General features: G+C 68.5%; 14 protein-coding genes. 10 read left to right on the top strand and 4 right to left on the bottom strand.

The features are described 5' to 3' along the window. The first annotated feature begins 165 nt into the window (after nt 1–165). Nucleotides 166–2,229, top strand: a complete 2,064-nt coding sequence (locus tag QN245_RS14935; protein WP_317843542.1) for a 3-hydroxyacyl-CoA dehydrogenase NAD-binding domain-containing protein — start codon at nt 166–168, stop codon at nt 2,227–2,229. Nucleotides 2,230–2,508: 279 nt separating this feature from the next. Here the strand turns inward: QN245_RS14935 and QN245_RS14940 are convergent, their stop codons facing one another. Together QN245_RS14940 and QN245_RS14945 are read right to left on the bottom strand one after the other, a co-directional pair. Beyond that, nucleotides 2,509–3,522, bottom strand: coding sequence for a cation diffusion facilitator family transporter (locus tag QN245_RS14940; protein ID WP_317843543.1), 1,014 nt, complete (start codon nt 3,520–3,522; stop codon nt 2,509–2,511). 181 nt (nt 3,523–3,703) lie between these two features. Next, a complete protein-coding gene (locus QN245_RS14945; protein ID WP_317843544.1) occupies nt 3,704–4,342 on the bottom strand; it encodes a DUF4142 domain-containing protein in 639 nt (212 codons plus the stop codon). Between the two features lie 239 nt (nt 4,343–4,581). On the opposite strand from QN245_RS14945, the gene QN245_RS14950 reads away from it, so the two are divergent. Further along, nucleotides 4,582–5,463, top strand: coding sequence for an SDR family oxidoreductase (locus QN245_RS14950; protein ID WP_317843545.1), 882 nt, complete (start codon nt 4,582–4,584; stop codon nt 5,461–5,463). A gap of 26 nt (nt 5,464–5,489) precedes the next feature. Here the strand turns inward: QN245_RS14950 and QN245_RS14955 are convergent, their stop codons facing one another. Further along, on the bottom strand, nt 5,490–6,497 hold the full coding sequence (locus QN245_RS14955; RefSeq protein ID WP_317843546.1) for a YeiH family protein: 1,008 nt from the start codon (nt 6,495–6,497) through the stop codon (nt 5,490–5,492). A gap of 103 nt (nt 6,498–6,600) precedes the next feature. Between QN245_RS14955 and QN245_RS14960 the strand changes: the two genes are divergently transcribed. From QN245_RS14960 to QN245_RS14995, 8 genes are all read left to right on the top strand, one after another. Then, nucleotides 6,601–7,494 (top strand): LysR family transcriptional regulator, encoded by an 894-nt coding sequence (locus tag QN245_RS14960; RefSeq protein ID WP_167087393.1) that lies wholly within the window; start codon nt 6,601–6,603, stop codon nt 7,492–7,494. 329 nt (nt 7,495–7,823) lie between these two features. Next, complete coding sequence (locus QN245_RS14965; RefSeq protein WP_317843547.1) at nt 7,824–10,520, top strand: TonB-dependent receptor; 2,697 nt, start codon at nt 7,824–7,826, stop codon at nt 10,518–10,520. A gap of 16 nt (nt 10,521–10,536) precedes the next feature. Further along, entirely contained in the window at nt 10,537–11,712 is a 1,176-nt protein-coding gene (locus QN245_RS14970) for a glycoside hydrolase family 53 protein (protein WP_184449100.1), read from the top strand. Beyond that, nucleotides 11,709–14,270 (top strand): beta-galactosidase GalA, encoded by a 2,562-nt coding sequence (galA, locus tag QN245_RS14975; RefSeq protein WP_317843548.1) that lies wholly within the window; start codon nt 11,709–11,711, stop codon nt 14,268–14,270. The genes QN245_RS14970 and galA overlap by 4 nt, the downstream gene beginning before the upstream one ends. Before the next feature lie 570 nt (nt 14,271–14,840). Beyond that, nucleotides 14,841–16,931 carry a ferritin-like domain-containing protein gene (locus QN245_RS14980; protein WP_317843549.1) on the top strand — a complete coding sequence of 697 codons (2,091 nt, stop codon included), beginning with the start codon at nt 14,841–14,843 and terminating at the stop codon, nt 16,929–16,931. Between the two features lie 21 nt (nt 16,932–16,952). Continuing rightward, nucleotides 16,953–17,912: an MNIO family bufferin maturase gene (gene bufB, locus QN245_RS14985; protein ID WP_317843550.1), complete on the top strand. Its 960-nt coding sequence runs from the start codon at nt 16,953–16,955 to the stop codon at nt 17,910–17,912. Further along, complete coding sequence (locus tag QN245_RS14990) at nt 17,905–18,843, top strand: HvfC/BufC family peptide modification chaperone (RefSeq protein WP_317843551.1); 939 nt, start codon at nt 17,905–17,907, stop codon at nt 18,841–18,843. The genes bufB and QN245_RS14990 overlap by 8 nt, the downstream gene beginning before the upstream one ends. Beyond that, nucleotides 18,836–20,104, top strand: a complete 1,269-nt coding sequence (locus QN245_RS14995; RefSeq protein WP_317843552.1) for a phosphatidylserine decarboxylase family protein — start codon at nt 18,836–18,838, stop codon at nt 20,102–20,104. Before QN245_RS14990 ends, QN245_RS14995 begins: the two co-directional genes overlap by 8 nt. A gap of 242 nt (nt 20,105–20,346) precedes the next feature. Here the strand turns inward: QN245_RS14995 and QN245_RS15000 are convergent, their stop codons facing one another. After that, nucleotides 20,347–21,942 carry an alkaline phosphatase D family protein gene (locus QN245_RS15000; protein ID WP_317843553.1) on the bottom strand — a complete coding sequence of 532 codons (1,596 nt, stop codon included), beginning with the start codon at nt 21,940–21,942 and terminating at the stop codon, nt 20,347–20,349. Nucleotides 21,943–21,949 lie beyond the last annotated feature (7 nt).

Raw genomic sequence — 21,949 nt, forward strand, 5'->3', positions numbered from 1 at the left:
CCTCAGCGGATCGCCGCCCCACGACGTTAACCGGCGTTCCGTTAGGCTGGCGCAAGGCCAGCGGTCGCGGGACGCGCGTCAATTCCTTGGATTGGGATTTGACGCGACGGAAACAACCTCTGGATGATAACGATCTTCTCCATACATAAGCGGATGGTCCTCCCCATGCTTTCAGGCTTCGACGGGCTCCGATTCAGTCACTGGCAGGCGGACTTTCGCGGCGACGGCGTGATCGTGCTCAGCCTCGATCGCCAGGACGCCCCCGTCAACGCGCTGTCGCAGGACGTGCTGCTGGAGCTGGGCGACCTGCTCGAGCGCATCGCCATCGATCCGCCCAAGGGCGTGGTGATCCGCTCGGCCAAGGACAACGGCTTCATCGCCGGCGCCGACCTCAAGGAATTCCAGGAATTCGACCGCCGCGGCACCGTCAACGACGCCATCCGCCGCGGCCAGGCCACCTTCCAGAAGCTGGCGGAACTGCCCTGCCCCACGGTCGCGGCGATCCACGGCTTCTGCATGGGCGGCGGCACCGAGATCGCCCTGGCCTGCCGCTACCGCGTGGCCTCCAGCGATGCGGCCACCCGCATCGGCCTGCCCGAGACCAAGCTCGGCATCTTCCCCGGCTGGGGCGGCAGCGCGCGCCTGCCGCGGCTGATCGGCGCGCCGGCGGCGATGGACCTGATGCTCACCGGACGCACCGTGTCGGCTTCGGCGGCGCGGGCGATGGGCCTGGTCGACAAGGTCGCCGCACCGGCCGTGCTGACCGATACCGCGGTGGCGCTGGCGCTGTCCGGCAGCGCCCGTCCCTTCAAGCAGCGCGCCACCGCCTGGGCCACCAACACCTGGCCGGCGCGCAAGCTGCTGGCGCCGCAGATGCGCAAGCAGGTGGCGCGCAAGGCGCGCAAGGAACACTACCCGGCGCCGTATGCGCTGATCGGCGTGTGGGAACGCAGCGGCGGCAGCGGCATCCAGGCGCGCCTGGACGCCGAGCGCAAGGCGGTGGTCAAGCTGGCCAGCACGCCGACCGCGCGCAACCTGATCCGCATCTTCTTCCTCACCGAGCGGCTCAAGGCGCTGAGCGGCAAGGATCACGGCATCCGCCACGTGCACGTGGTCGGCGCCGGGGTGATGGGCGGCGACATCGCCGCCTGGTCGGCCTACAAGGGCTTCGAGGTGACCCTGCAGGACCGCGAGCAGCGCTTCATCGACGGTGCGCTGAGCCGCGCCGGCGAGTTGTTCGCCAAGCGGGTCAAGGACGACAGCAAGCGCCCGGCGGTGGCGGCGCGCCTGAAGGGCGACCTGGCCGGCGACGGCGTGCCGACCGCCGACCTGGTGATCGAGGCGATCATCGAGAACCCGCAGGCCAAGCGCGAGCTGTACCAGTCGCTGGAGCCGCGCATGCAGCCGAACGCACTGCTGAGCACCAACACCTCCTCGATTCCGCTGACCGAACTGCGCGAGCACATCCAGCGCCCGGCGCAGTTCGGCGGCCTGCACTACTTCAACCCGGTGGCGCAGATGCCGCTGGTGGAAATCGTCTGCCACAACGGGCTGGCGCCGGAGAACCAGAAGCGGCTGGCCGCCTTCTGCAAGGCGATCGACAAGCTGCCGGTGCCGGTCGCCGGCACGCCCGGCTTCCTGGTCAACCGCGTGCTGTTCCCGTACATGCTGGAAGCGGCCACCGCCTATGCCGAAGGCATTCCCGGCCCGGCGATCGACAAGGCCGCGGTCAAGTTCGGCATGCCGATGGGCCCGATCGAACTGATCGACACGGTGGGCCTGGACGTGGCCGCCGGCGTCGGCGCCGAACTGGCGCCGTTCCTGGGCCTGCCGATCCCGGCGGCGCTGCAGACGGTGGAGCCGGGCAAGCGCGGCAAGAAGGACGGCCAGGGCCTGTACGCCTGGGAAAACGGCCGCGCTAAGAAGCCCGAACTACCCAAGGACTATCACGCGCCGGACGATCTGGAGGACCGCCTGATCCTGCCGCTGCTCAACGAGGCGGTCGCCTGCCTGCACGAAGGCGTGGTCGCCGATGCCGACCTGCTCGATGCCGGCGTGATCTTCGGCACCGGCTTCGCCCCGTTCCGCGGCGGCCCGATCCAGCATATCCGTGCCGCCGGCGCCGACGTGCTGCTCGCCCGCCTGCGTGCCCTGCAGGCGCGCTACGGCGAGCGCTTCGCGCCGCGCCCGGGCTGGGAGTCGCCGGCGTTGCGCGAGCCGGTGGTCTGAGGCGCGCAGGCGCTCACATGTAGGCACGGTTTCAACCGCGATAGGCGCCATTGGGAAAGCGCGTCGCGGCTGAAGCCGCTCCTACGAAAGCGCCTCGCGGCGCTGGGTGAAGCGCATGCAGCTGATTCGGCATCTAGGCAACCGTCGAGGCGGACGCCCTTGTAGGATTCGCAGGAGCGGCTTCAGCCGCGACCGGCATTGCCGATAACCGCGGGTAGCCAATTCCGAACCGAAGACACGCGCTGCGCCTGCACGAACGTCATCACGCAGCAGTGTTGCCTACGAGTGCGAATGCCCATGCATGTGGCCGTGCCCATGTGTGGGATGAGCATGACCATGATCGTGGTCCTCGTGACCATGCCCATGATGATCGTGACCACCGCCCTCACCCGCCGCGGCCGGCGCGCCGCACGGGGTGGCACCGCAATGGCCGGCTTCCATCTGCAGGGTGATGTGGTCGATGTCGAACTGCGCATGCAGGCCATCGCACAGCGCAGCGCGCAGCGCATCGGCGTCGCCGCCCTCGTCCACCACCACGTGCGCGGTCAGCGCCGGCGTGCTGGAGGCCAGTGCCCACACGTGCAGGTCGTGCACGCTGGCCACGCCGGGCGCCGACTGCAGGTAGCCGCGCACCGCGTCCAGATCCACGCCCTTGGGCACGCCTTCCAGCAGCACGTTGACCGCTTCGCGCAGCAGCACCCAAGTCCGTGGCAATACCCACAGACCGATCAGCACCGCCAGGATCGGATCGATCAGCTTCCACCCGGTGACACGGATCGCCAGCGCGCCGACGATCACCGCGACCGAGCCGAGCATGTCGCTCCACACTTCCAGGTAGGCGCCCTTCATGTTGAGGCTCTCGCCGCTGCCGGCCTTGAGCAGGCGCATCGAGATCAGGTTGATCAGCAGGCCGAACGCGGCGATGCCGAGCATGCCGACGGTGGCGATCTCCTGCGGCTGGCGGAAACGCTGTACCGCCTCCCACAGGATGTAGCCGGCCACCACGAACAGCAGTGCGCCATTGACCAGCGCGCCCAGCGCCTCCAGCCGCGCATAGCCATAGCTGCGCTTGGCATCGGGCGGGCGCCGGCTCAGCCGCACCGCCACCAAGGCGATCATCAGCGCCAGCGTGTCGGTGGCCATGTGCGCGGCGTCGGACAACAGCGCCAGGCTGTTGGTGACGAAGGCGCCGGCCACTTCCACCACCAGGAACAGCGCGGTGAGGCCGAGCGCCCACCACAGGGGCTGCTCGTGACGGATTTCGGTGGGGGCGTGGCTGTGATCGTGTCCCATGGGGCGACCGATGGCGATGCGGAGGAAGATGGCCGCTACCTTAGGTCGCCGCCTGCGCGGAGACTATTACACCGCCGGTGCGACGCCCCTGGACCGCAACGAAACGCCGCGCACGCGGCCGCCGCGAGCGACGCGGTCGCGGTGCGGGTCGCGGCGGCTCGGCCGCGACCCGCAGCATGGCTCAGCGGCTGGAACCGGCCGGCGTGGCGCCAGCGCTCTGCAGCTGCTGCGCCTTGGCCAAGTGCTCGGCCACATGCGTGCGCGTGGTGCGCAGATGCGCGGCCACTTCCGGGGTCTTGGCCGCAGGGATCAGCGTGCTGTCGAGCATCTGCAGGGCGGCCTGGTGATCCTTGACCATCGCCGCCACGTAGGCCTGCTCGAAGCGATCGCCGTCCAATGCCTGCAGCTTGCCGGCTTCCGCCTTGGCCTTCTTCATCTGCTGCTGCGCAGGCGCGGCCTTGGTGTCGGGACCCCAAGGCGCGATCTTGGCGTTGTTGTCGGAATGCTCCTTCACCATCTGCATGGCGTAGTCGCGCACCGGGCCCTTGACCTGCTTCTGCAGGGCCAGATTGGCGGCGTTGACCTCGCTGGTGTTGATCGCCGACAGCACGCCGAGCGCCTGCTTTTCGTTGAGCGCAGCCGTCCGCGCGCCTTGCATGCTGGTCGACGCCGGCGAGGCAGTCGTCGACGGGGCGTTCTGCTGCATCGCGCCGGGATCGCGCGTGCCGGCCTGGCCGGAGGTATCGGTCTGTGCGTGGGCCAGGCCGATGCCGAAGACCGACACCAGCGCCAGGGAGAGAACGGAACGGGAAGGACGCATGACGATTTCCTTTGCATGACAGGTGCAGCCATGCTCTGCCGCCTCTCGTGAGCGCTTGGTTGAACGTGGGTGCAGACGATGCGAAATGCTGCAGCCGCAAAAGGGACCAATGCGCACCCAGCATCGCTTGCGGAGATTTATGTGATGCCCGCGACGATTGACGCCACCGCGATCCGTACCTCACACCCCCCAACGCGCCGCGGCCCAGGCTGGGGCTATCCCACTCCGGAGCACAGCACATGGCACAGCGACATCTTCCGCTCGCGCAACAGGTGATCGTGATCACCGGCGCCTCCAGCGGCATCGGCCTATGTACCGCACTACTGGCCGCCGAACGCGGTGCCCGCCTGGTGCTGGTGGCGCGCAGCCAGGGCGTTCTCGACGCGACCGTGCAGACCATCCGCGATGGCGGCGGCGACGCGATCGCCGTCGTCGCCGATGTCGCCGAGCGCACGCAGCTGGACGAAGCCGCGGCGGTGGCGATCCGGCACTTCGGGCGCGTCGACACCTGGGTGAACAACGCCGGCGTGGCGATCTACGGCAAGCTTGCCGATGTGGACGATGGCGACAGCAGGCGCCTGTTCGACGTGAACTTCTGGGGCGTGGTGCATGGATCGATGGCGGCGCTGCCGCATCTGCTCGCCTCGCGCGGCACCCTGATCAATCTGGGCAGTGAGGCCTCCGAGGCGGCCCTTCCGCTACAGGGCATGTATGCGGCATCCAAGCACGCGGTAAAGGGCTTCACCGATACCTTGCGGATCGAACTGGACCAGCTGGACGGCGCACCGATATCGGTGGTGCTGATCCAGCCGACCGCGGTGAACACGCCGTATCCGCAGCATGCGCGCAACTATCTGCGCGAGGAACCGACGCTGCCCAAACCGATGATCGCACCGCTGCGGGTCGCCGAGGCGATCCTGCATGCGGCCGAACACGGCGGTCGCGATGTCAAGGTCGGCATGCTGGCCAGCGCCAACGTGGCGATGACCCACTTGCTGCCGCGCCTGACCGACCGGCTCTCGGCGCTGCGCAGCGAACAGCAGCGGCAGGCGCAGCCGGCGCGCGACCCACAAGGCACGCTGTACCGCGCTGGCGAGAGCGGCCGCATCCACGGCGACTGACCACGAACGCGCCGCGGCGCCCGCGCTTACGGCAACCAGCGCAGCAGCAGCACGCTGAGGCTGGCCAGCGCCAGCAGCGATAGCGTGCCGGCGGCGAGCACGCGGCCGCCGGAGGCGAGCACGCTGCGCAGATTCACCGACAGGCCCAGTGCCGCCATCGCCACCAGGGTGAACAGCAGCGACAGCGTTTGCGCCGCCTCGATCACTGGGGCCGGCAGCACGCCCAGCGCGCGCAGGCCCATCATGCCGACGAAACCGAACACGAACCACGGCACCAGCGCATGCAGTGGGCGCCGCTGCGCCGGCGATCCGCCGCGGATCAAGCCCAGCAGCAGCATCACCGGCCCCAGCATCACCACCCGCATCAGCTTCACCAACGCGCCCACCTGCGCGCTGACCGCCCCCACCGGCACGGTTGCCGCCAGCACCTGCGGCACGGCGTAGACGGTCATGCCGGCGAGGATGCCGTAGTGGCGCTGGTCCAGCCCCAGCAACGGCACCGCCAGCGGCAGCAGCAGCACCACCAGCACGCCCAGGGCGGCGGTGAACGCGATCGAGGCGGCGACGTCGTCGGAGTCGGCATCGATCACCGGCGCGGCGGCGACGATCGCCGAATTGCCGCAGATCGCGTTGCCGCAGGCGACCAGCGTGGCCAGCCGCGACGGCAACCCCAGCGCGCGGCCGATGCCGTAGCCGAGCGCGATCGCCAGCAGCACCACCGCGGCGATGGCGCCCAGCAACAGACCGCCGGCGGCGCCGATGGCGCCGATGCCGACCGAGGCGCCGAGCAGCACGATCGCCAGTTCCAGCGGCAGCTTGGCGGCGAAGGCGATGCCGGCGTGGCTGGACGGCGGCAGCCGCCAGGCGGTGCGCAGCAGCGTGCCGAGCACGATCGCGAACACCAACGCGTCGATCCAGCGCCGACCCAGCCACTGCAGTTGCGCGCGCTCGGCCAGCCAGGCCAGCGCCGCCACCGCGATGGCCAGGGCCAGCCCGGGCAGCAAGGTCGAAGGTCTGTGCAAGTGCGTACGCATGGGAGCGGTCCGGATCGAAGTGGCGGCAGATTGCGCCCGTTGACCATTTCGATCCATCGCATAATGACGCACACTTCATTCGATCCATCCGAACGGTCCTCGCATGACCCTGGAACAACTCGCGCTGTTCGTGGCGGTGGCCGAGCGCCAGCACCTGACCCTGGGCGCACAGGCCGCGCATCGCACGCCCTCGGCCGCCAGCGCCGCGATCAAGGCGCTGGAGCATCGGTACGGGGTGGCGCTGTTCGACCGGGTCGGCCGCGGCCTGGTGCTGACCGCGGCCGGGGCGGCGTTCTGCGAGGACGCCAAGGCGATCCTGGCGCGCAGCCGCGCCGCCGAGCTGGCGCTGAGCGAATGGCGCGGCGTGCTGCGCGGCACGCTCGACCTGCACGCCAGCCAGACCGTGGCCAGCTACTGGTTGCCAACCCGGCTGATGGCGTTCCACGCGCGCTATCCGCAGATCGAGATCCGCCTGAGCGTGGGCAACACCGACAGCGTGGCGCGTGCGGTACGCGAGGGGCGCGCGGAACTGGGCTTCGTCGAGGGGCGCGTGCAGGCCGCGGAACTGCGGAGTTCGCCGCTGGACCACGACCGGCTGAGCGTGGTGGCCGCGCCGGACCACCCGCTGGCCGGGCGCCGCCGCCCCGGGCTGGCACGGCTGGTCGCGGACAGCACCTGGATCATGCGCGAGCCCGGCTCGGGCACCCGTTCGGCGTTCGAGGCGGCGCTGCGCACCGCCGGCATCGCCCCGGACCGCCTGCGCGTGGCGCTGTCCCTGCCCTCCAACGAAGCGGTGCTGTCGGCGGTGCAGGCCGGGCACAGCCTGGCGGCGATCTCGGAGCTGGCCGCGGCGCCTTGGCTGGAGAGCGGCCGCCTGCAGCGCCTCGCCGTGACGCTGAGCGAACGCACCTTCCATGCGCTGCACCACCGCGAACGCAGCCTGGGCGCGGCGGCGGCCGCCCTGCTCGGCTTGCAGACCCCATCCGCCACGGCCTGAGCACAGCGCAGACCGGGTGACGCGCCGCGGCGCGCGACATCCATTCCAAAACGAGATAGCCCTCGGCAAATGCTTCATTGGAATGGAATGCCTTGCGCTTCTATCCTCGCTCCCGGTCTCTCGCGCGCCAAGGCAGCGGAACGGGGATGTCCCCGGCGCCGCCGCAGGACATGCCACGCCCGCCCTGCCGCGCCGACAGACACGCCATCGAGGACAACGACCAGGACAGCCTGCAGTCACGCACGCCGTCCTGTCGATGCCCCCAGGACCGGACCCTTCCGGCCCATGCCAACTTGCTCGGTCACTTTTTGTCCTGGGAGGGAACAAAAATGCCTTTGGAACAGCTCCGTCGCCCGGTCGGCCGGCGCGCGCATCGCCCTGCCGCCCGCACCCTGCTGGGCGCGGCCATCATCTTGGCGCTGTCCGGCAACATCGCCGCGCACGCGCAGAGCGCCACCGCCGATCCGGCGGCCGCGGCCACGCCGCCCTCCACGCCCGACGCCAAGAACGGCCAGCAACCGGTCACCCTGGACAACGTGATGGTGGTCGGCCAGCGCGCCAGCCTGGAACAGGCGGTGCAGGCCAAGCAGCTCGACGACCACGTGGTCGAGGTGATCTCGGCCGACAACATGGGGCAGATGCCCAACGTCACCGTGGCCGAGGCGCTGGTGCGCCTGCCCGGCGTCAACGGCACCCGCGACCGCGGCAACGAAAGTCTGGCCACGGTGCGCGGCCTCGGCCCGCGCATGACCATGGGTACGGTCAACGGCCGCGAGATCGCCTCCTCCGAACCCAACCGCGCGGTGCGCTGGGAGGTATTCCCCACCGAGATCGTCTCCACCGTCAAGGTCTACAAGACCCCTTCGGCGGACCTGATCGCCGGCGGCATCGCCGCCACCGTGGACATCTCCACCATCAACCCGCTCGATCACACCGGCCCGACCTTCGTCGCCACCGCCGGCCCGGTCTACTACGACGAGGCCAAGGACGCACGCGACTACTCGCCGTGGGGCCAGCGCCTGGGCGCGAGCTGGATCCACCGCATCAACGACAACCTGGCGGTCGCGCTCGGCGCCACCTACCAGAAGCAGAAGAACGCCGGCGTCTCGATCGGCACCTGGGGTTACACCGACGCCAGCAGCGCGCGCGACGTCGATGGCGACGGCAAGGTCGACTACACGCCCTGGGGCGCGGCCGACCAGCTCAAGCTGACCGAGCAGACCCGCACCGGCGCGATGGGCACCGTGCAGTGGCGCTCGGGCAACCTGGAACTCAAGCTCGACGGGCTGTACTCGCGCATCCGCATCGACGAGGACCAGCGCCAGAACTGGTTCAACAACCTCGGCTACAGCATCTATTCGACCAGCAACCCGTACACCACGCCCGGCTCGTCCTACACCATCGTCGACGGCGACGTGGTCGCCGGCACCCTGGCCAATTCCAGGCTGCAGGTGGACCACGTCATCGCCAACTACAACGAGGTCAAGACGCTGGCGGCCGGCGGCCTCAACGCCAAGTGGCGCGGCGACGTGTGGACGCTGGGCAGCGACCTGTCGTTCTCGCAGGCCAAGCGCGACAACGACTGGCGCGCGGTGCGCTTCGGCAGCAACCCGGACACGGTATCGTTCGACTTCCGCCATGGCGTCACCCCCACCATCAGCACCAGCTCCGATGCGCCGGAATGGGGCATCAGCGGCCAGACCGAACCGCAGGCGCTGCGCGACCGCATCGCCGCGCTGGCACTGAGCGCCAGCCGCGCGATCGAGGATTCGCCGATCACCGCGCTGGAGTTCGGCGCGCGCGCCGCACGCCGCGAGAAGCAGAACCGCCATTTCACCAGCTTCCAGTCCGGCTACGACCAGCCGATCTCCGCCTACCAGAACCTGATCTACCCGGTAACGATGCCGGATCTGAACGTGCCGACGCTGACCGGCGGCGACCTGGACGCGATCGCCAAGCTCGGCTTCGGCGGCTTCGATCCCGGCCTGGCCGCCGAACAGCGCCTGGACCACTGGAACGTCGAGGAGAACGTGCGCGAGGCCTTCGCCAAGGCGGTGTTCAGTGCGCAGTGGTTCGGCGTGGACGTCACCGGCAATGCCGGCGTACGCGTGGTCCACACCGACACCGACAGCAACGGCTACGACACCGTCGGCGGCGTGGTGCAGCCGAGCAGCGCCGGCAAGACCTACACCGACGTGCTGCCCAGCGCCACGGTCAACTTCCTGATCGACCCCGAGCGCATCCTGCGCGTATCGGTGGCCAAGGTGATGGCGCGGCCGCCGCTGGACGAACTGCGTACCGGACGCGCGCTCGACGATCCCAACACCACCGTCGGCCAGCTCACCGGCAGCGGCGGCAACCCGCAGCTCAACCCGTTCCGCGCCACCCAGCTCGACCTGTCCTACGAGTGGTACTTCCACAAGGAAGCGCTGGCGGCGCTGGCGCTGTACCGCAAATGGGTGGATTCGAGCATCGGCTACAAGACCCAGCACGAGACCATCGACGGCCGCGACTACCTGATCAGCGGGCCGTTCAACGGTGGCGGCGGCTACATCAACGGCGCCGAGCTGACCTTCCAGACCCCGTTCTTCTTCATCCCGCACATGGAGAACTTCGGCATCTACTCGAACTACTCGTACGTGGAGTCCAACCTGCACGAGTTCTCGCCGGCGGACAATCCGCTGCCGCTCAGCGGCCTGGCGCGCAACACCGGCACGCTGGACTTCTGGTACAACAACGGCAGTTTCGAAGCGCGGATCGGCTACAAGTACCACAGCCCCTACACCGTGGTGTACGGCTGGAACGCGGCGCGGCTGGCGCGACTGGAGAGCGAAGGCACGGTGGACCTGAGCCTGGCCTGGCGCTACAGCGAGCACCTGGGCTTCAAGTTCCAGGTCGGCAACCTGACCAACGAACCACTGCGCGCCTACAGCGACAACAAGCGCAACCGGCTCGCCAACCAGGACGATGGCGGCTACCAGTTGTTCGGGCGCCGCTTCGCCCTGGAAGCGACCTACACGTTCTGAGCCGGTGGAGACCCGCATGCGATCCAAACGCACCTGGCTGCCGGCGCTCGCGCTGGCCATGGCCGCCGCCCTCGCCGCGCCCATGGCCGGCGCCGGCCCGCTGTACCTGGGCGCCGACCTGTCCTACGTCAACGAGATGGAGGATTGCGGCGTGCAGTACCGCGAGCAGGGTACGGTGCGCGACCCGTTCGAGCTGTTCCACGCGCACGGCGCCAACCTGGTGCGCGTGCGCCTGTGGAACGATGCGCGCTGGACCCGCTACAGCGACCTGAGCGACGTCAAGAAGACCATCCGTCGCGCGCGTGCGCAGGGCATGCAGGTGCTGCTGGACTTCCACTACTCCGACGACTGGGCAGACGGCGACAAGCAATTGATCCCCAAGGCCTGGGCCTCGATCACCGACCAGGACGAACTGGCGCGCACGCTGTACGGCTTCACCTATGACACGCTGAGCGCGCTGGACCGCGCAGGGCTGATGCCGGAACTGGTGCAGGTGGGCAACGAGAGCAATTCGGACCTGATGGACAGCCAGCCCTGGGACAAGCGCCGGCCGATCGACTGGACCCGCAACGCCAAGCTGTTCAACGCCGGCATCAAGGCAGTGCGCGACGCCGGCGCGCGCTCGACGATCAAACCGAAGGTGATGCTGCATATCGCCCAGCCGGAGAACGTGGAGCCGTGGTTCGCCGACGCGGCCAAGGCCGGCGTGCGCGACTTCGACTTCATCGGCATCAGCTACTACCGCAAGTGGTCGCGCGAGACCATGGACCAGCTCGGCGCCACCATCAAGCGCCTGCGCCAGCGCTATCCGGCCGAAGTGATGGTGGTGGAGACCGCCTATCCATGGACGCTGGAGAGCGGCGATCCCTCGCCCAACCTGCTCGGCGCGGACTCGCTGATTCCGGGCTACCCGGCCACGCCGCAGGGCCAGCTGAAGTACCTGGTCGACCTCACCCAACTGGTGGTCGACAACGGCGGCAGCGGCGTCGTGTACTGGGAGCCGGCGTGGACCAGCAACCAGTGCAAGACCCGCTGGGGCGTCGGCTCCTCGTGGGAGAACGCCAGTTTCTTCGATTTCCGCCACGGCAACGAACTGCTGCCCGGCATCGGCTTCATGCAGCACGCCTACCGGCCGGCTCCGGCCACGGCAGCGAGCAAGGCCGACGCGCCGGCGCAGGACGCGCGGCCATGATCGAACTGAGCCGCCGCGACCTCCTGCGCTCGCTGGTCGCCGGCGGCGTGCAGGTGGCAGTGCCCGGCGCGGCCGCGGCGCTGGCGCCGGCCGCGCTGGCCGCCACGCCCGCCAGCGGTAGCGCCGCGTCACCGCTGTGGCTGGACCTGGACGACGACGCGCCGCGCCGGCGCCTGCTGTGCGATACCGGCTGGCGTTTCCATCTCGGCCACGCCGACGATCCGGCGCGCGACTTCAACTTCGGCACCTTCCAGCGCACCTACGCCAAGGCCGGCAAGGACACCGCCGATGCCGCCCTGCTCGGCTTCGACGACAGCGACTGGGAGCGCATCGACCTGCCGCACGACTGGGCAGTCACGCTGCCGCCACGGAAGGACCCGACCTCCACCCTGGTCAATGGCGAAGACCCGGCCGCCGCGCATGGCTACAAGCCGCTGGGCCGCACCGATCCGCAGACCAGCATCGGCTGGTACCGGCGCGTGCTGGAGATTCCGACCGAGGACCTGGGCAAGCGCATCAGCCTGGAATTCGACGGCGTGTTCCGCGATTGCATCGTGTTCTGCAACGGCCACATCGTCGGCCGCAACGGCAGCGGCTACTGCGGCTTCGAGGTCGACCTCAGCGACGTGCTCGACTACGGCGCCAGGAACATCATCGCCGTACGCGTGGACGCCACCCTCGGCGAAGGCTGGTTCTACGAAGGCGCCGGCATCTACCGCCACGTCTGGCTGCGCACCACCGACGCGCTGCACGTGCCGATGGATGGCGTCTTCGTGCGCAGCGCCTGGGACGGCGGCGACGCACAAGCAATGGTGGAAACCGAACTCGGCAACAACGGCGCGACACCGCGCCAGTGCAGCGTGGTGTCGGTGATCCGCGCCCCCGACGGGCGCATCGTCGCCCAGGCCAGCTCGGCGCCGATTACGGTCGAACCGGGCGTGGTGCAGCGCGTGCAGCAGACCCTGGACCTGGGCACACCCGCGCCGTGGTCGCCGGAAACCCCGCAGCGCTACACCCTGTCCACGCGCCTGCTCGGCGATGGCCGCACCTGCGACGCCACCACCACGCATTTCGGCGTGCGCCGCCTGCAGTTCGATCCGCAGCGCGGCCTGCTGCTCAACGGCGCCGTCTACAAGCTGCACGGCACCAACAACCACCAGGACCATGCCGGCGTCGGCACCGCCATCCCCGACCGCCTGCACGAATGGCGCCTGCGCCAGCTCAAGTCGATGGGCTGCAATGCCTACCGCAGCGCACACAACCCGGCCTCGCCCGCGGTGCTGGAGCTGTGCGATCGGCTGGGCCTGCTGCTGATCGACGAGACCCGGCGCATGTCCTCCGACGAGGAGGCCATGACCGAACTGACCGCGATGGTGCGGCGCGGCCGCAACCATCCCTGCGTGATGCTGTGGTCGCTGGGCAACGAAGAACCGCAGATGGTCACCGCGCGCGGTGCGCGCATCGTCGCGCGCATGCAGCGCCTGGTGCGGCGCCTGGACCCGACCCGGCCCACCACCTTCGCCATGGACAAGGGCTTCGACGACTGCGTCGGCCAGGTCGTGGACGTGGTCGGCTTCAACTACCGCACCACGCAGATGGACGCCTTCCATGCGCGCCATCCGCAGATCCCGGTCTACGGCAGCGAAACCGGCAGCACCGTCGGCGTGCGCGGCAACTACCGCACCGACGACGTGCGCGGCTACGCCCGCGCCTACGACCTCGACTACCCCTGGTGGGCCAGCAGCGCCGAAGCCTGGTGGAGCTATGTCGCGCAGCGCCCGTACATCGCCGGCGGCTTCGTCTGGACCGGCTTCGACTACCGCGGCGAACCGACCCCGTACAACCGCTGGCCGAACGTGGCCTCGCAGTTCGGCATCCTCGACAGCTGCGGCTTTCCCAAGGACAACTACTGGTACTACCGCGCGCAGTGGACCGCCGAGCCGGTGCTGCACCTGTTCCCGCACTGGAACTGGGATGGCCTGCTGGACGAGCGCGACAACGGCATGGTCGACGTGTGGTGCCACAGCAACCTGGACGCGGTGGAACTGTTGGTCAACGGCGTCAGCCAGGGCCTGCAACAGGTGCCGGCCTACGGTCACGTCGAGTGGCGCGTGCGCTACGCCCCCGGTCGCATCGAAGCGCGCGGCTACCGCGGCGGCAAGCAGGTGCTGACGCAACTGCGCGAGACCGTCGGCGCTCCGGCCGCGGTGCGCCTGCGCTGCGAGCGCACCACCCTGCTGGCCGACGCCGAGGACGTGGCCGTGGTCGCGGTGGAAATCGTCGACGCGCAGGGCCGCGTCGTACCCACCGCCAGCGACGCCGTGCGCTTCGCCGTCCGCGGCCCCGGCCGCCTGATCGGCGTGGGCAACGGCGACCCGTCCAGCCACGAGAGCGACAAGGCCGACCATCGCCACGCCTTCAACGGCCTGTGCATGGCCTTGCTGCAGACCACGCGCACGGCGGGCACGCTGACAGTGGAAGCCACGGCGCCCGGGTTGGCATCGGCGCGGTTGGCGTTGCCTGTGGAACGCGCGCGATCGCGTCCGTTCGTGGCGTAAGCGCTGGGCGCCTTCGCTGCTGCGAGGGTGCGGCGATGGACACAGGGCAGCTGCACTTCGGCGGCGGCATCATTGCCGGTCTTCTGCGCCCCAACCTTGATCATTGCCAATCGAGGCACGTGCGGCTTCCGGCTGGATGGCGTCAATGCGCCCAGCATCACGCCCGCGCTTGTCCATGGCGCGATGGCCACCGCGCCGTCACCGCAATGCGTGGCATGCGCAGGCGCGTCCCGCGACATCTCACCGTCATACCTTCAGCATCGTCGCGTCACCAACTCTGAAACAACGCTGCGGGCGTCTCATCAAGTAGACACTTTGAGACAAGTGTCGCAGATCAATTGACGCACTTTGCGCCGACGCCTATATCTCGCATCACACGGCGGGCATGCGGGGGCATGCCGACACCACCGACTCGCATCGTAGCCACTTTTCGCGCGACACCGCTTCGCGCACCCAGCATCCGTACCGACTCAACGCCTCACCCGCACCACCACGTGGAACACGCAGGTGCAGTTGCTCGCGCCTGCTCATCACCCAGCCCAACGCCAGGCCCACCACGGAGAAGGTTTCATGAGCGCATCGCAAGCCCCTGCCGTCCGCGGCATCATCCCCAAGCAGCCCATTCAGATCACCGGACAGCCACTGAGCGAACTGGCCGCCGACACCGCAGCGCTGAAGGCTCTGGTGCAGGCCGCGGTCAACGTGGAGCTCTTCACCATCCCGCTGTACATGTGCACGATGAAGTCGATCCAGGGCACGCACGCGATCAACGCCAGCGGCATTTCCTACTACAAGGGCCGCGTCTGGCCGGGCATGGCGACCGGCGTCGTGGTGCCTGCCGACGACACCTCGCCCGCGACTGCACCACAGCGCGCCTACAACCTGCTGTTCTCGGTCTTCATCGACGAGATGCTGCACCTGCAGATGGCGGCCAACATCTGCAACGCCGTTGGCGGGCAGCCCAATTTCAACAGCCCGCTGCTGCAGGACGCCAACTACAACTGGATCTGCTACGGCCCCACGCAGACCGTCATTCCGCACGTGATCGATCTGCGCGACCTGAAAGATCCCTCGGTCGGCAGCAACCTGACCGTGCAGCTATCCGAACTGAGTGAAGACCAGGTCACGTTGTTCACCCTCATCGAGGAAGACCACGCGGCCGCACTCGCCAGGATCAAGTCCAACCCAGGTAATGCGTATTTCCCCCAGGTCCCGTTCGCGGACTGGACGGCACAAAGCAAGGAAACCGACCTGCCGCTGTTCGGGACGATCGGATGGATGTACTACAGCCTTTACCGGTACATGACCATCAAGTACGAGGACGGACAGCTGCTGTGGGAGAAACTGTTCGTCGGACCCGTCAGGCAGTGGGACCTGTTCAACAGCACGGCCAAGTCCGCGGAAAAGGAGTATCCGCTGATGCCGACGCAGATCACCGCCAAGGCCGCGGTGACCGCCGGCATGCAGGCGATCACCATGATGGCCGCCATCTGCGACCAGGGCGAAGGCGGCATCGACGCATCGACCACCCGCGAGTTCCTGAACATGCTGCACGCGCGTGCGCTGGAGATTGGCATGTCCCTGGCCGAGATCAACAGCGTGGTTCCGACGTTCCAGCCGGACAAGGAGGCGATGGCCAACAACCACCCCTCCTATACCGACACCGGCGCATCGGCCACCTCCACGGATGCCGACGCACGCGCGACCAATGGCGCCCTGGACCACCACCAGCGTTTCGAGAACCTGCTGGGACTGGTCGGACAGGTGCAGACCTGGAGCCAATGGCATGCGATTTCGAGCAACGTCTGGACGGGCGCGATGCTGACCACCTCCGATTTCGATCCCACCACCGCGCCAAGCAACATCCCCAAGCCCGACGACGTGGCCACCGCACTCAACAATCTGAAAAAGGTCGATCCCACCGCGCTGGACAACGTCGCGCAAGGCGCGCTCGCCGGCATCACCACGGTGTTGAGCACGTCGTGGGGCGCCACCGATGTCCAGTTCCCGTATCCGTCGATGGTCGGCTCCGGCGATCGCCTGGGCCTGTACTGGGCGATCTACGGCAGCGCGCCCACCTTGCAGAAGGTGACCAGCAGCACGCAGGCGACAAGCACACTGCTGCACGCCTGCCAGGGACTCGCCCTCGATGGATCCGGCGGCGACTGCGCGGCGCCGGCGATCTATCACAGCTGCAAGGGTTCCAACCACTGCGCCACCCAGGGCGGCTGCGGATTCGTGCAATCGGTGGACGGCGGCGGCAATTGCTCGCAGGCCATCGGCGGCGGTTGCGGTCAGCGCGTCGCGGCGGCGGCACAGGCGGCGGCCAAGGCCGCAGCGGGCGAACAGGTCGGCGGAACCTGCGGCGCGCCCACGCTGTACAGCGCGCCAGCCAACAACAAGTGCGGCGGCTTCGGCGGTTGTGCCGTGCCGATCTCGGCATCGCAACTCTATCCGGCTGCCGGCACCATGCAGGTCTTCGACTTCACCGCCCCGGACAACACCCCGACGCCCTTGACGACGCAGGCGTTCGCCGTCGGCGATGCGGTCTACGACATCGCGTGGGATGCATACAAGAAGGTGATGACCGAGCGCAAACTGCCGGTGGGCGACCAGCCAAAGCCCACCGACCTGCGCGTCGCCCTGCCGCCCTCGACCTGAGGAGGCAAGGCGATGGCGGACATGGCAGACCCGACGCGCGCGCGGCCGCAGCAGGCAGCGCCAAATGCCGCACCACCGCGTCTGGGCCTGCCGAACCTGGGCTTCGGCGTCGGCCTGCGCCCGCAGCATCTCCCGGCCATTCTGGCCGGGGGAGCGCGTGTGGACTGGTTCGAGATCATCTCCGAAAACTACATCGAGGACGCCGGCTACCAGCGCGCGATGTTGAACGCGCTCGCCAAGCAGACGCCCATCGTCATGCATGGGGTCTGTCTTTCGATCGGATCGGACGCACCGCTGGATCACGACTATCTCGGCAAGCTCAAGCGCCTGGCGCGCGACGTCGACGCGGCATGGATCTCGGACCATCTGTGCTGGACCGGACTCGGCTCGCACAATGCGCACGATCTGCTGCCGTTGCCGTTCAATGCGGAATCCTTCGCGCATGTGCGCGATCGCGTGCTGCAGGTCCAGGACATCCTGGGCAGGCCGCTGGTGCTGGAGAACCCCTCCAGCTACGTGCAGTTCCAGACCTCGACCATGCCCGAATGGGAGTTCCTCGGCGGCCTGGCCGATGCCACCGACTGCGGCATTCTGCTCGACGTCAACAACGTCTACGTGAGCGCGCACAACCATCGCTTCGATCCCGAGCGCTACCTGCGCGCCCTGCCCGCCGATCACGTGGTGCAACTGCACCTGGCCGGCCCCACCCGCCACGGCGATTGCCTGATCGACACCCACGACCAACCGGTGCCTGGCCGCGTCTGGGAACTGTATGCGCTCGCGCAGCAACTCACCGGCGGCGTGTCCACCCTGCTGGAATGGGACGCCAGGCTGCCGGACTACGACGGCCTGCTGGAAGAACTGGACAAGGCACGCGCCGTCATGGCCGGCACGATGCCGGCCATGGCCGATCCCGTCTGCGCCGAGCACGCCGTGTCCACGCCGTTGCACTACGCACCAAGGGAACCTGCCGATGCCTGACGCCGCCGTCATCGGAACGGCGCCGGCAGCGCTCGCCCACGTGCAGCGCTGGATGCTGAGCGCCACCACGCATCCTGGCGGACTCGCGGCTGGCCTCCGCTACGCCGGCGACCTGCACGGATTGGATGCCGCCAGGCTGCTGACGTTGCCGGAGGGGGTCGATCCGCAGGCGCGACTGGCGATCTACGCCAACGGCTATTGGCAACGCCTGATCGAGGCGCTGCGTGCCGAATTCCCGGCACTGTGCCGCCTGCTCGGCGACGACCTGTTCGGCTTCTTCGCCCGTGCCTACCTCAGCGCGCGCCCGCCGCGTGCGCCATCGCTGCATACGCTGGGTGCGGGATTTCCCGCCTTCCTGCGCGCTTCCCAGCGCCGCCAGGGCCAGGCGCGTGATCGCTTCCCCGTGCAACTGGCGTGGCTGGAGCGCACCCTGGCCGAGGCCAGCCGTGCCGAGGGCCTGGAAGCCGCAGCGCAGGCGCCAGCCGTCGACGCCTCTGCGCTCGCGCTCGGCTGGCCCTGCCGCATCGGCGTGCCAGCGACCACCCGCTTGGCCATGCTGTCCTATCCATGCGCCGCGTTTCGCGATTGGCTGTCCGGCACCGCGACCTCGGTGCCGGAACCCGCGCAACCCAGCTTCCTGTGCATTGGCCGCCATCGGTTCCGCACCACCATCGCAGCGCTGAGCGATTGGCAGTTCTTCGCGTTGCGCCATGCCGTGCGCGGACGACGTCCACTGCAGGCCTGCGCCCAGGCGGCCGCGCGGCGCACCGGCCGCGATACGGGCGAGGTGTTGGCCCTGCTCGCGCTGTGGCTGCCCGATGCGCAGGCATCGAGCCTGGTGACGCTGACACCGCTCAACACGCCCGCACCGCCGGCTTTGCACCTCCCCAGCGCTTTCATCCACCGCGACAAGGACACCGCACATGACTGACATGAACGAAAGTGCGCTCGACACGCACTACCGGAACAGCTTCGGCTGGCTCGCCGGCTACTTGCCGGAAGATCGCAGCGGCCTGCGGCACTGGCATGCCGCGTTTCGCGAACGCGCCCTGCGACACCGCGACGGCACGGCACCCGGTTATGCGCACGATGCCGTGCAACACCTGGCCGACCTGATCGCGACCGACCCGATCGTGCGGATGTACGCGACCGAGGCCATCGCCCAGATCGTCCAGCAACCGCCAAACATCACCTCCATCGACGACATGCTGGCGCAACTGGACCTGATCTGCACCACCGCGCCCGAGTACAACGCCAACCCGAACAAGCGCGTGCTGTTTCCCATGTCGGCGTTGTTCGTCGACATGATGGCGACCCCGGCCGGCAAGGCGCTGTTCCGTCTCGACGCCTTCAACGAAGGCCTCCGCGCCATCCTCGAGACCTGGGCCGCCTATCTCGACAGCCCGGCGAGTTGCTCGGTACTGAATCCGGACCCGGTGACCGGTTGGCTCGGCACGGCCGCCATCGCTGAATTCAAGCTCGCCGACTTCGTGATCGACTGGGACGCCGAGTACGGCGGCTTCGGCTCCTACAACGCGTTCTTCCATCGCGAGATCCAGTCCAAGGTTCGCCCCATCGCCGGCGTCGGCAACCCCGGCATCGTCACCTCGCCGAACGATGGGACGGTCTACCGCATCGCCACCGGCGTGCAGCAGACCGCGGTGTTCTGGATCAAGGAGAAGGCCTACTCCTTGCAGGACATGCTGGCCAACCCCGACCCGGCGACGCTGCAGCGCTTCGTCGGCGGCACCGTCGTGCAAATCTTCCTGAGCGGTGCCGACTACCACCGCTGGCACGCACCGGTCGACGGCGTAGTGGCGTATCGCAACGTGGACGGACTGCTGTTCAGCGAAAACGAGGACAGCACGTTCGATAAAGATGCCGGCGTGACCTCGCAGGTGTACGGCGCAGCCGTCAACAACCGCGGCATCGTCGCCATCACCGCCGACGACGCGCGGATCGGCACGGTGTTCGTCATGCCGATCGGCATCACCGAGATTTCCTCGCTGACCCAGACCGTGGCCGACGGCCAGCACGTCAGCAAGGGCGAGGAGCTCGGCTATTTCAGCTACGGCGGATCGACGCTGTGCGTGGTGTTCGAGAAGAAGGTGTCGCTGAACTTCGGCGCCCTCAAGCAGGGCGCGACCCTCCAGGTCAACGCGCAACTGGCGACGGTGAACCTCCCGGTCTGAGCTGTCGCCCGCGCTGCGAACGCGCCAGACGCCGCCGCGGACTTGCGGCTGCGTCCGGTCTCGCCTCCACGCGTCCGCCAGTCCATCGTGGCCACGATCACCAGCCATACCGGCGGCCAGTCGAGCGTCATGCGTCGCCACCTTTCTCTTGGTGGCGCACGGCCAAGAAGAGCGCCTACGACGACGAAGCGCACGCCGGCAAGCAGGTGCGGCCGCTGCCGGCGCTACGCAAGTGCTGCGCCTCAGGCCTCCTGCAAGCCGGGCTTGCCGTGGGCGATGGCGTAGCGCCGCCAGCTCTGCAGCGTTCCGTTCGGCAGCATCACCTGATCCAGCGTCTTCATGTCGCCGATCCACGCGTCGCGGCGCACGTCGCACAGCAGATAGCCGCGTTTGTCGGTACTGGCCTTCAGGTGCGGACTGTGTCGCAGCATGTTTTCGGCCACCGCATCCTCGCCGAGGCCATCGGAGCCGGAGGTGATCGAGGTGGCCAGCAGCTCACTGGAGACGATGCCGGAATCGGCGTCGTCCTGCACCAGGTCGCTGGCGAAATGGCGGTGCGCGTCGCCGCAGGTGGTGACCACGTTACCGAAGCCGACCCGCTGGATGTGGTCGAGCAGGCGCCGGCGGCTGGCCAGATAGCCCGACCATTGGTCGTCGGAATACACCACCTCGCCGTTCTTCTCGATCGCGTAGTTGCCCAGCGCGACCTGATGGGCAATGGTGTGCCAGCGCGGCGCCTTGTCGGCCAGGCCGTCGAACAGCCACTGCTCCTGCGCCTCGCCCATGATGCTGCGCGCCGGCGACTGCACCTGGTCGCGCTGCGTCATGTCGACCTGCTTGCTGCGGTACTGGCGGGTATCGAGCAGATGCAGGTCCATCAAGGTGCCGTAGCGGGCGCGCCGGTACAACTGCATGTGGCCGTCGCGTGGAAACGCGGTGCGGCGCAACGGCATGTTCTCGTAATACGCCTGGAACGCCTGCGCGCGCCGCAACAGGAACACCTCGCTGGGGGTGTCGTCCTGGTCTTCGGCGCCGGCCCAGTTGTTGTCCACTTCGTGGTCGTCGAAGGTCACGAACCACGGCGCGGCGGCATGCGCCGCCTGCAGGTCGGCATCGGACTTGTACTGCGCGTAGCGGCGTCGGTAGTCGTCCAACGTGTAGATCTCCGGACCGACATGATTGCGCAGGTTGGTGAACGGACGGCCGTTCATCGTGCGCGGGCCTGGCCGCGCTGCGCCTTCGTAGATGTAGTCGCCGTAGTGGAAGACGAAATCCAGCGGCTCCTCGGCAATGCACCGCCATGCGGTGTAGTGGCCTTCCTCGTAGTGCTGGCAGCCGGCAACGGCGAAACGCACCCGCTCCACCTTGGCGGTGGCCGCCGGCAGCGTGCAGGTGCGGCCGACCGGGCTGGCGTGATCGCCGATCCTGAAGCGATACCAGTACGGCCGGCCCGGCGACAGGCCGTCCAGTTCGACGTGCAGCGCATGGCCCAGTTCCGGATGCGCCAGCGACGATCCGCGTCGCACCAGCGTGGCGAATCCCTCGTCGGCCGCCACCTCCCAGTCGACCACCATCGGCCGCGTCGGCATCCCGCCGCCGTACACCAACGGCTCGGTCGCCAGCCGCGTCCACAGCACCACGCCCTCCGGCGAGGGGTCCCCGGAGGCCACGCCCAGGGTGAACGGCGTGGTCGCGAACCGCGGGGAGGCAAGCAGGTTGCGGGGGAGCAAGGTCTTGGCATCGGTCTGCGTGGCCAGCGCGGAGGCGGTCTGCATCCAGGCGCCGAACGCGGAAAGGCCGGACAGGGCGAGAAAACGCCTGCGATTGAAGGTACTCATGGCGATC

It is taken from the genome of Xanthomonas rydalmerensis (genome assembly GCF_033170385.1).
Lineage (GTDB): Bacteria > Pseudomonadota > Gammaproteobacteria > Xanthomonadales > Xanthomonadaceae > Xanthomonas_A > Xanthomonas_A rydalmerensis.

What these genes read in the sequence shown, in the direction of transcription:
- QN245_RS14955 (WP_317843546.1), bottom strand. Translation starts at nt 6,497, where the DNA reads ATGCGTACGCACTTGCACAGACCTTCGACCTTGCTGCCCGGGCTGGCC.
- QN245_RS14945 (WP_317843544.1), bottom strand. Translation starts at nt 4,342, where the DNA reads ATGCGTCCTTCCCGTTCCGTTCTCTCCCTGGCGCTGGTGTCGGTCTTC.
- QN245_RS14950 (WP_317843545.1), top strand. Translation starts at nt 4,582, where the DNA reads ATGGCACAGCGACATCTTCCGCTCGCGCAACAGGTGATCGTGATCACC.
- QN245_RS14970 (WP_184449100.1), top strand. Translation starts at nt 10,537, where the DNA reads ATGCGATCCAAACGCACCTGGCTGCCGGCGCTCGCGCTGGCCATGGCC.
- QN245_RS14935 (WP_317843542.1), top strand. Translation starts at nt 166, where the DNA reads ATGCTTTCAGGCTTCGACGGGCTCCGATTCAGTCACTGGCAGGCGGAC.
- QN245_RS15000 (WP_317843553.1), bottom strand. Translation starts at nt 21,942, where the DNA reads ATGAGTACCTTCAATCGCAGGCGTTTTCTCGCCCTGTCCGGCCTTTCC.
- QN245_RS14960 (WP_167087393.1), top strand. Translation starts at nt 6,601, where the DNA reads ATGACCCTGGAACAACTCGCGCTGTTCGTGGCGGTGGCCGAGCGCCAG.
- QN245_RS14940 (WP_317843543.1), bottom strand. Translation starts at nt 3,522, where the DNA reads ATGGGACACGATCACAGCCACGCCCCCACCGAAATCCGTCACGAGCAG.
- QN245_RS14995 (WP_317843552.1), top strand. Translation starts at nt 18,836, where the DNA reads ATGACTGACATGAACGAAAGTGCGCTCGACACGCACTACCGGAACAGC.
- QN245_RS14990 (WP_317843551.1), top strand. Translation starts at nt 17,905, where the DNA reads ATGCCTGACGCCGCCGTCATCGGAACGGCGCCGGCAGCGCTCGCCCAC.
- QN245_RS14980 (WP_317843549.1), top strand. Translation starts at nt 14,841, where the DNA reads ATGAGCGCATCGCAAGCCCCTGCCGTCCGCGGCATCATCCCCAAGCAG.
- bufB (WP_317843550.1), top strand. Translation starts at nt 16,953, where the DNA reads ATGGCAGACCCGACGCGCGCGCGGCCGCAGCAGGCAGCGCCAAATGCC.
- QN245_RS14965 (WP_317843547.1), top strand. Translation starts at nt 7,824, where the DNA reads ATGCCTTTGGAACAGCTCCGTCGCCCGGTCGGCCGGCGCGCGCATCGC.
- galA (WP_317843548.1), top strand. Translation starts at nt 11,709, where the DNA reads ATGATCGAACTGAGCCGCCGCGACCTCCTGCGCTCGCTGGTCGCCGGC.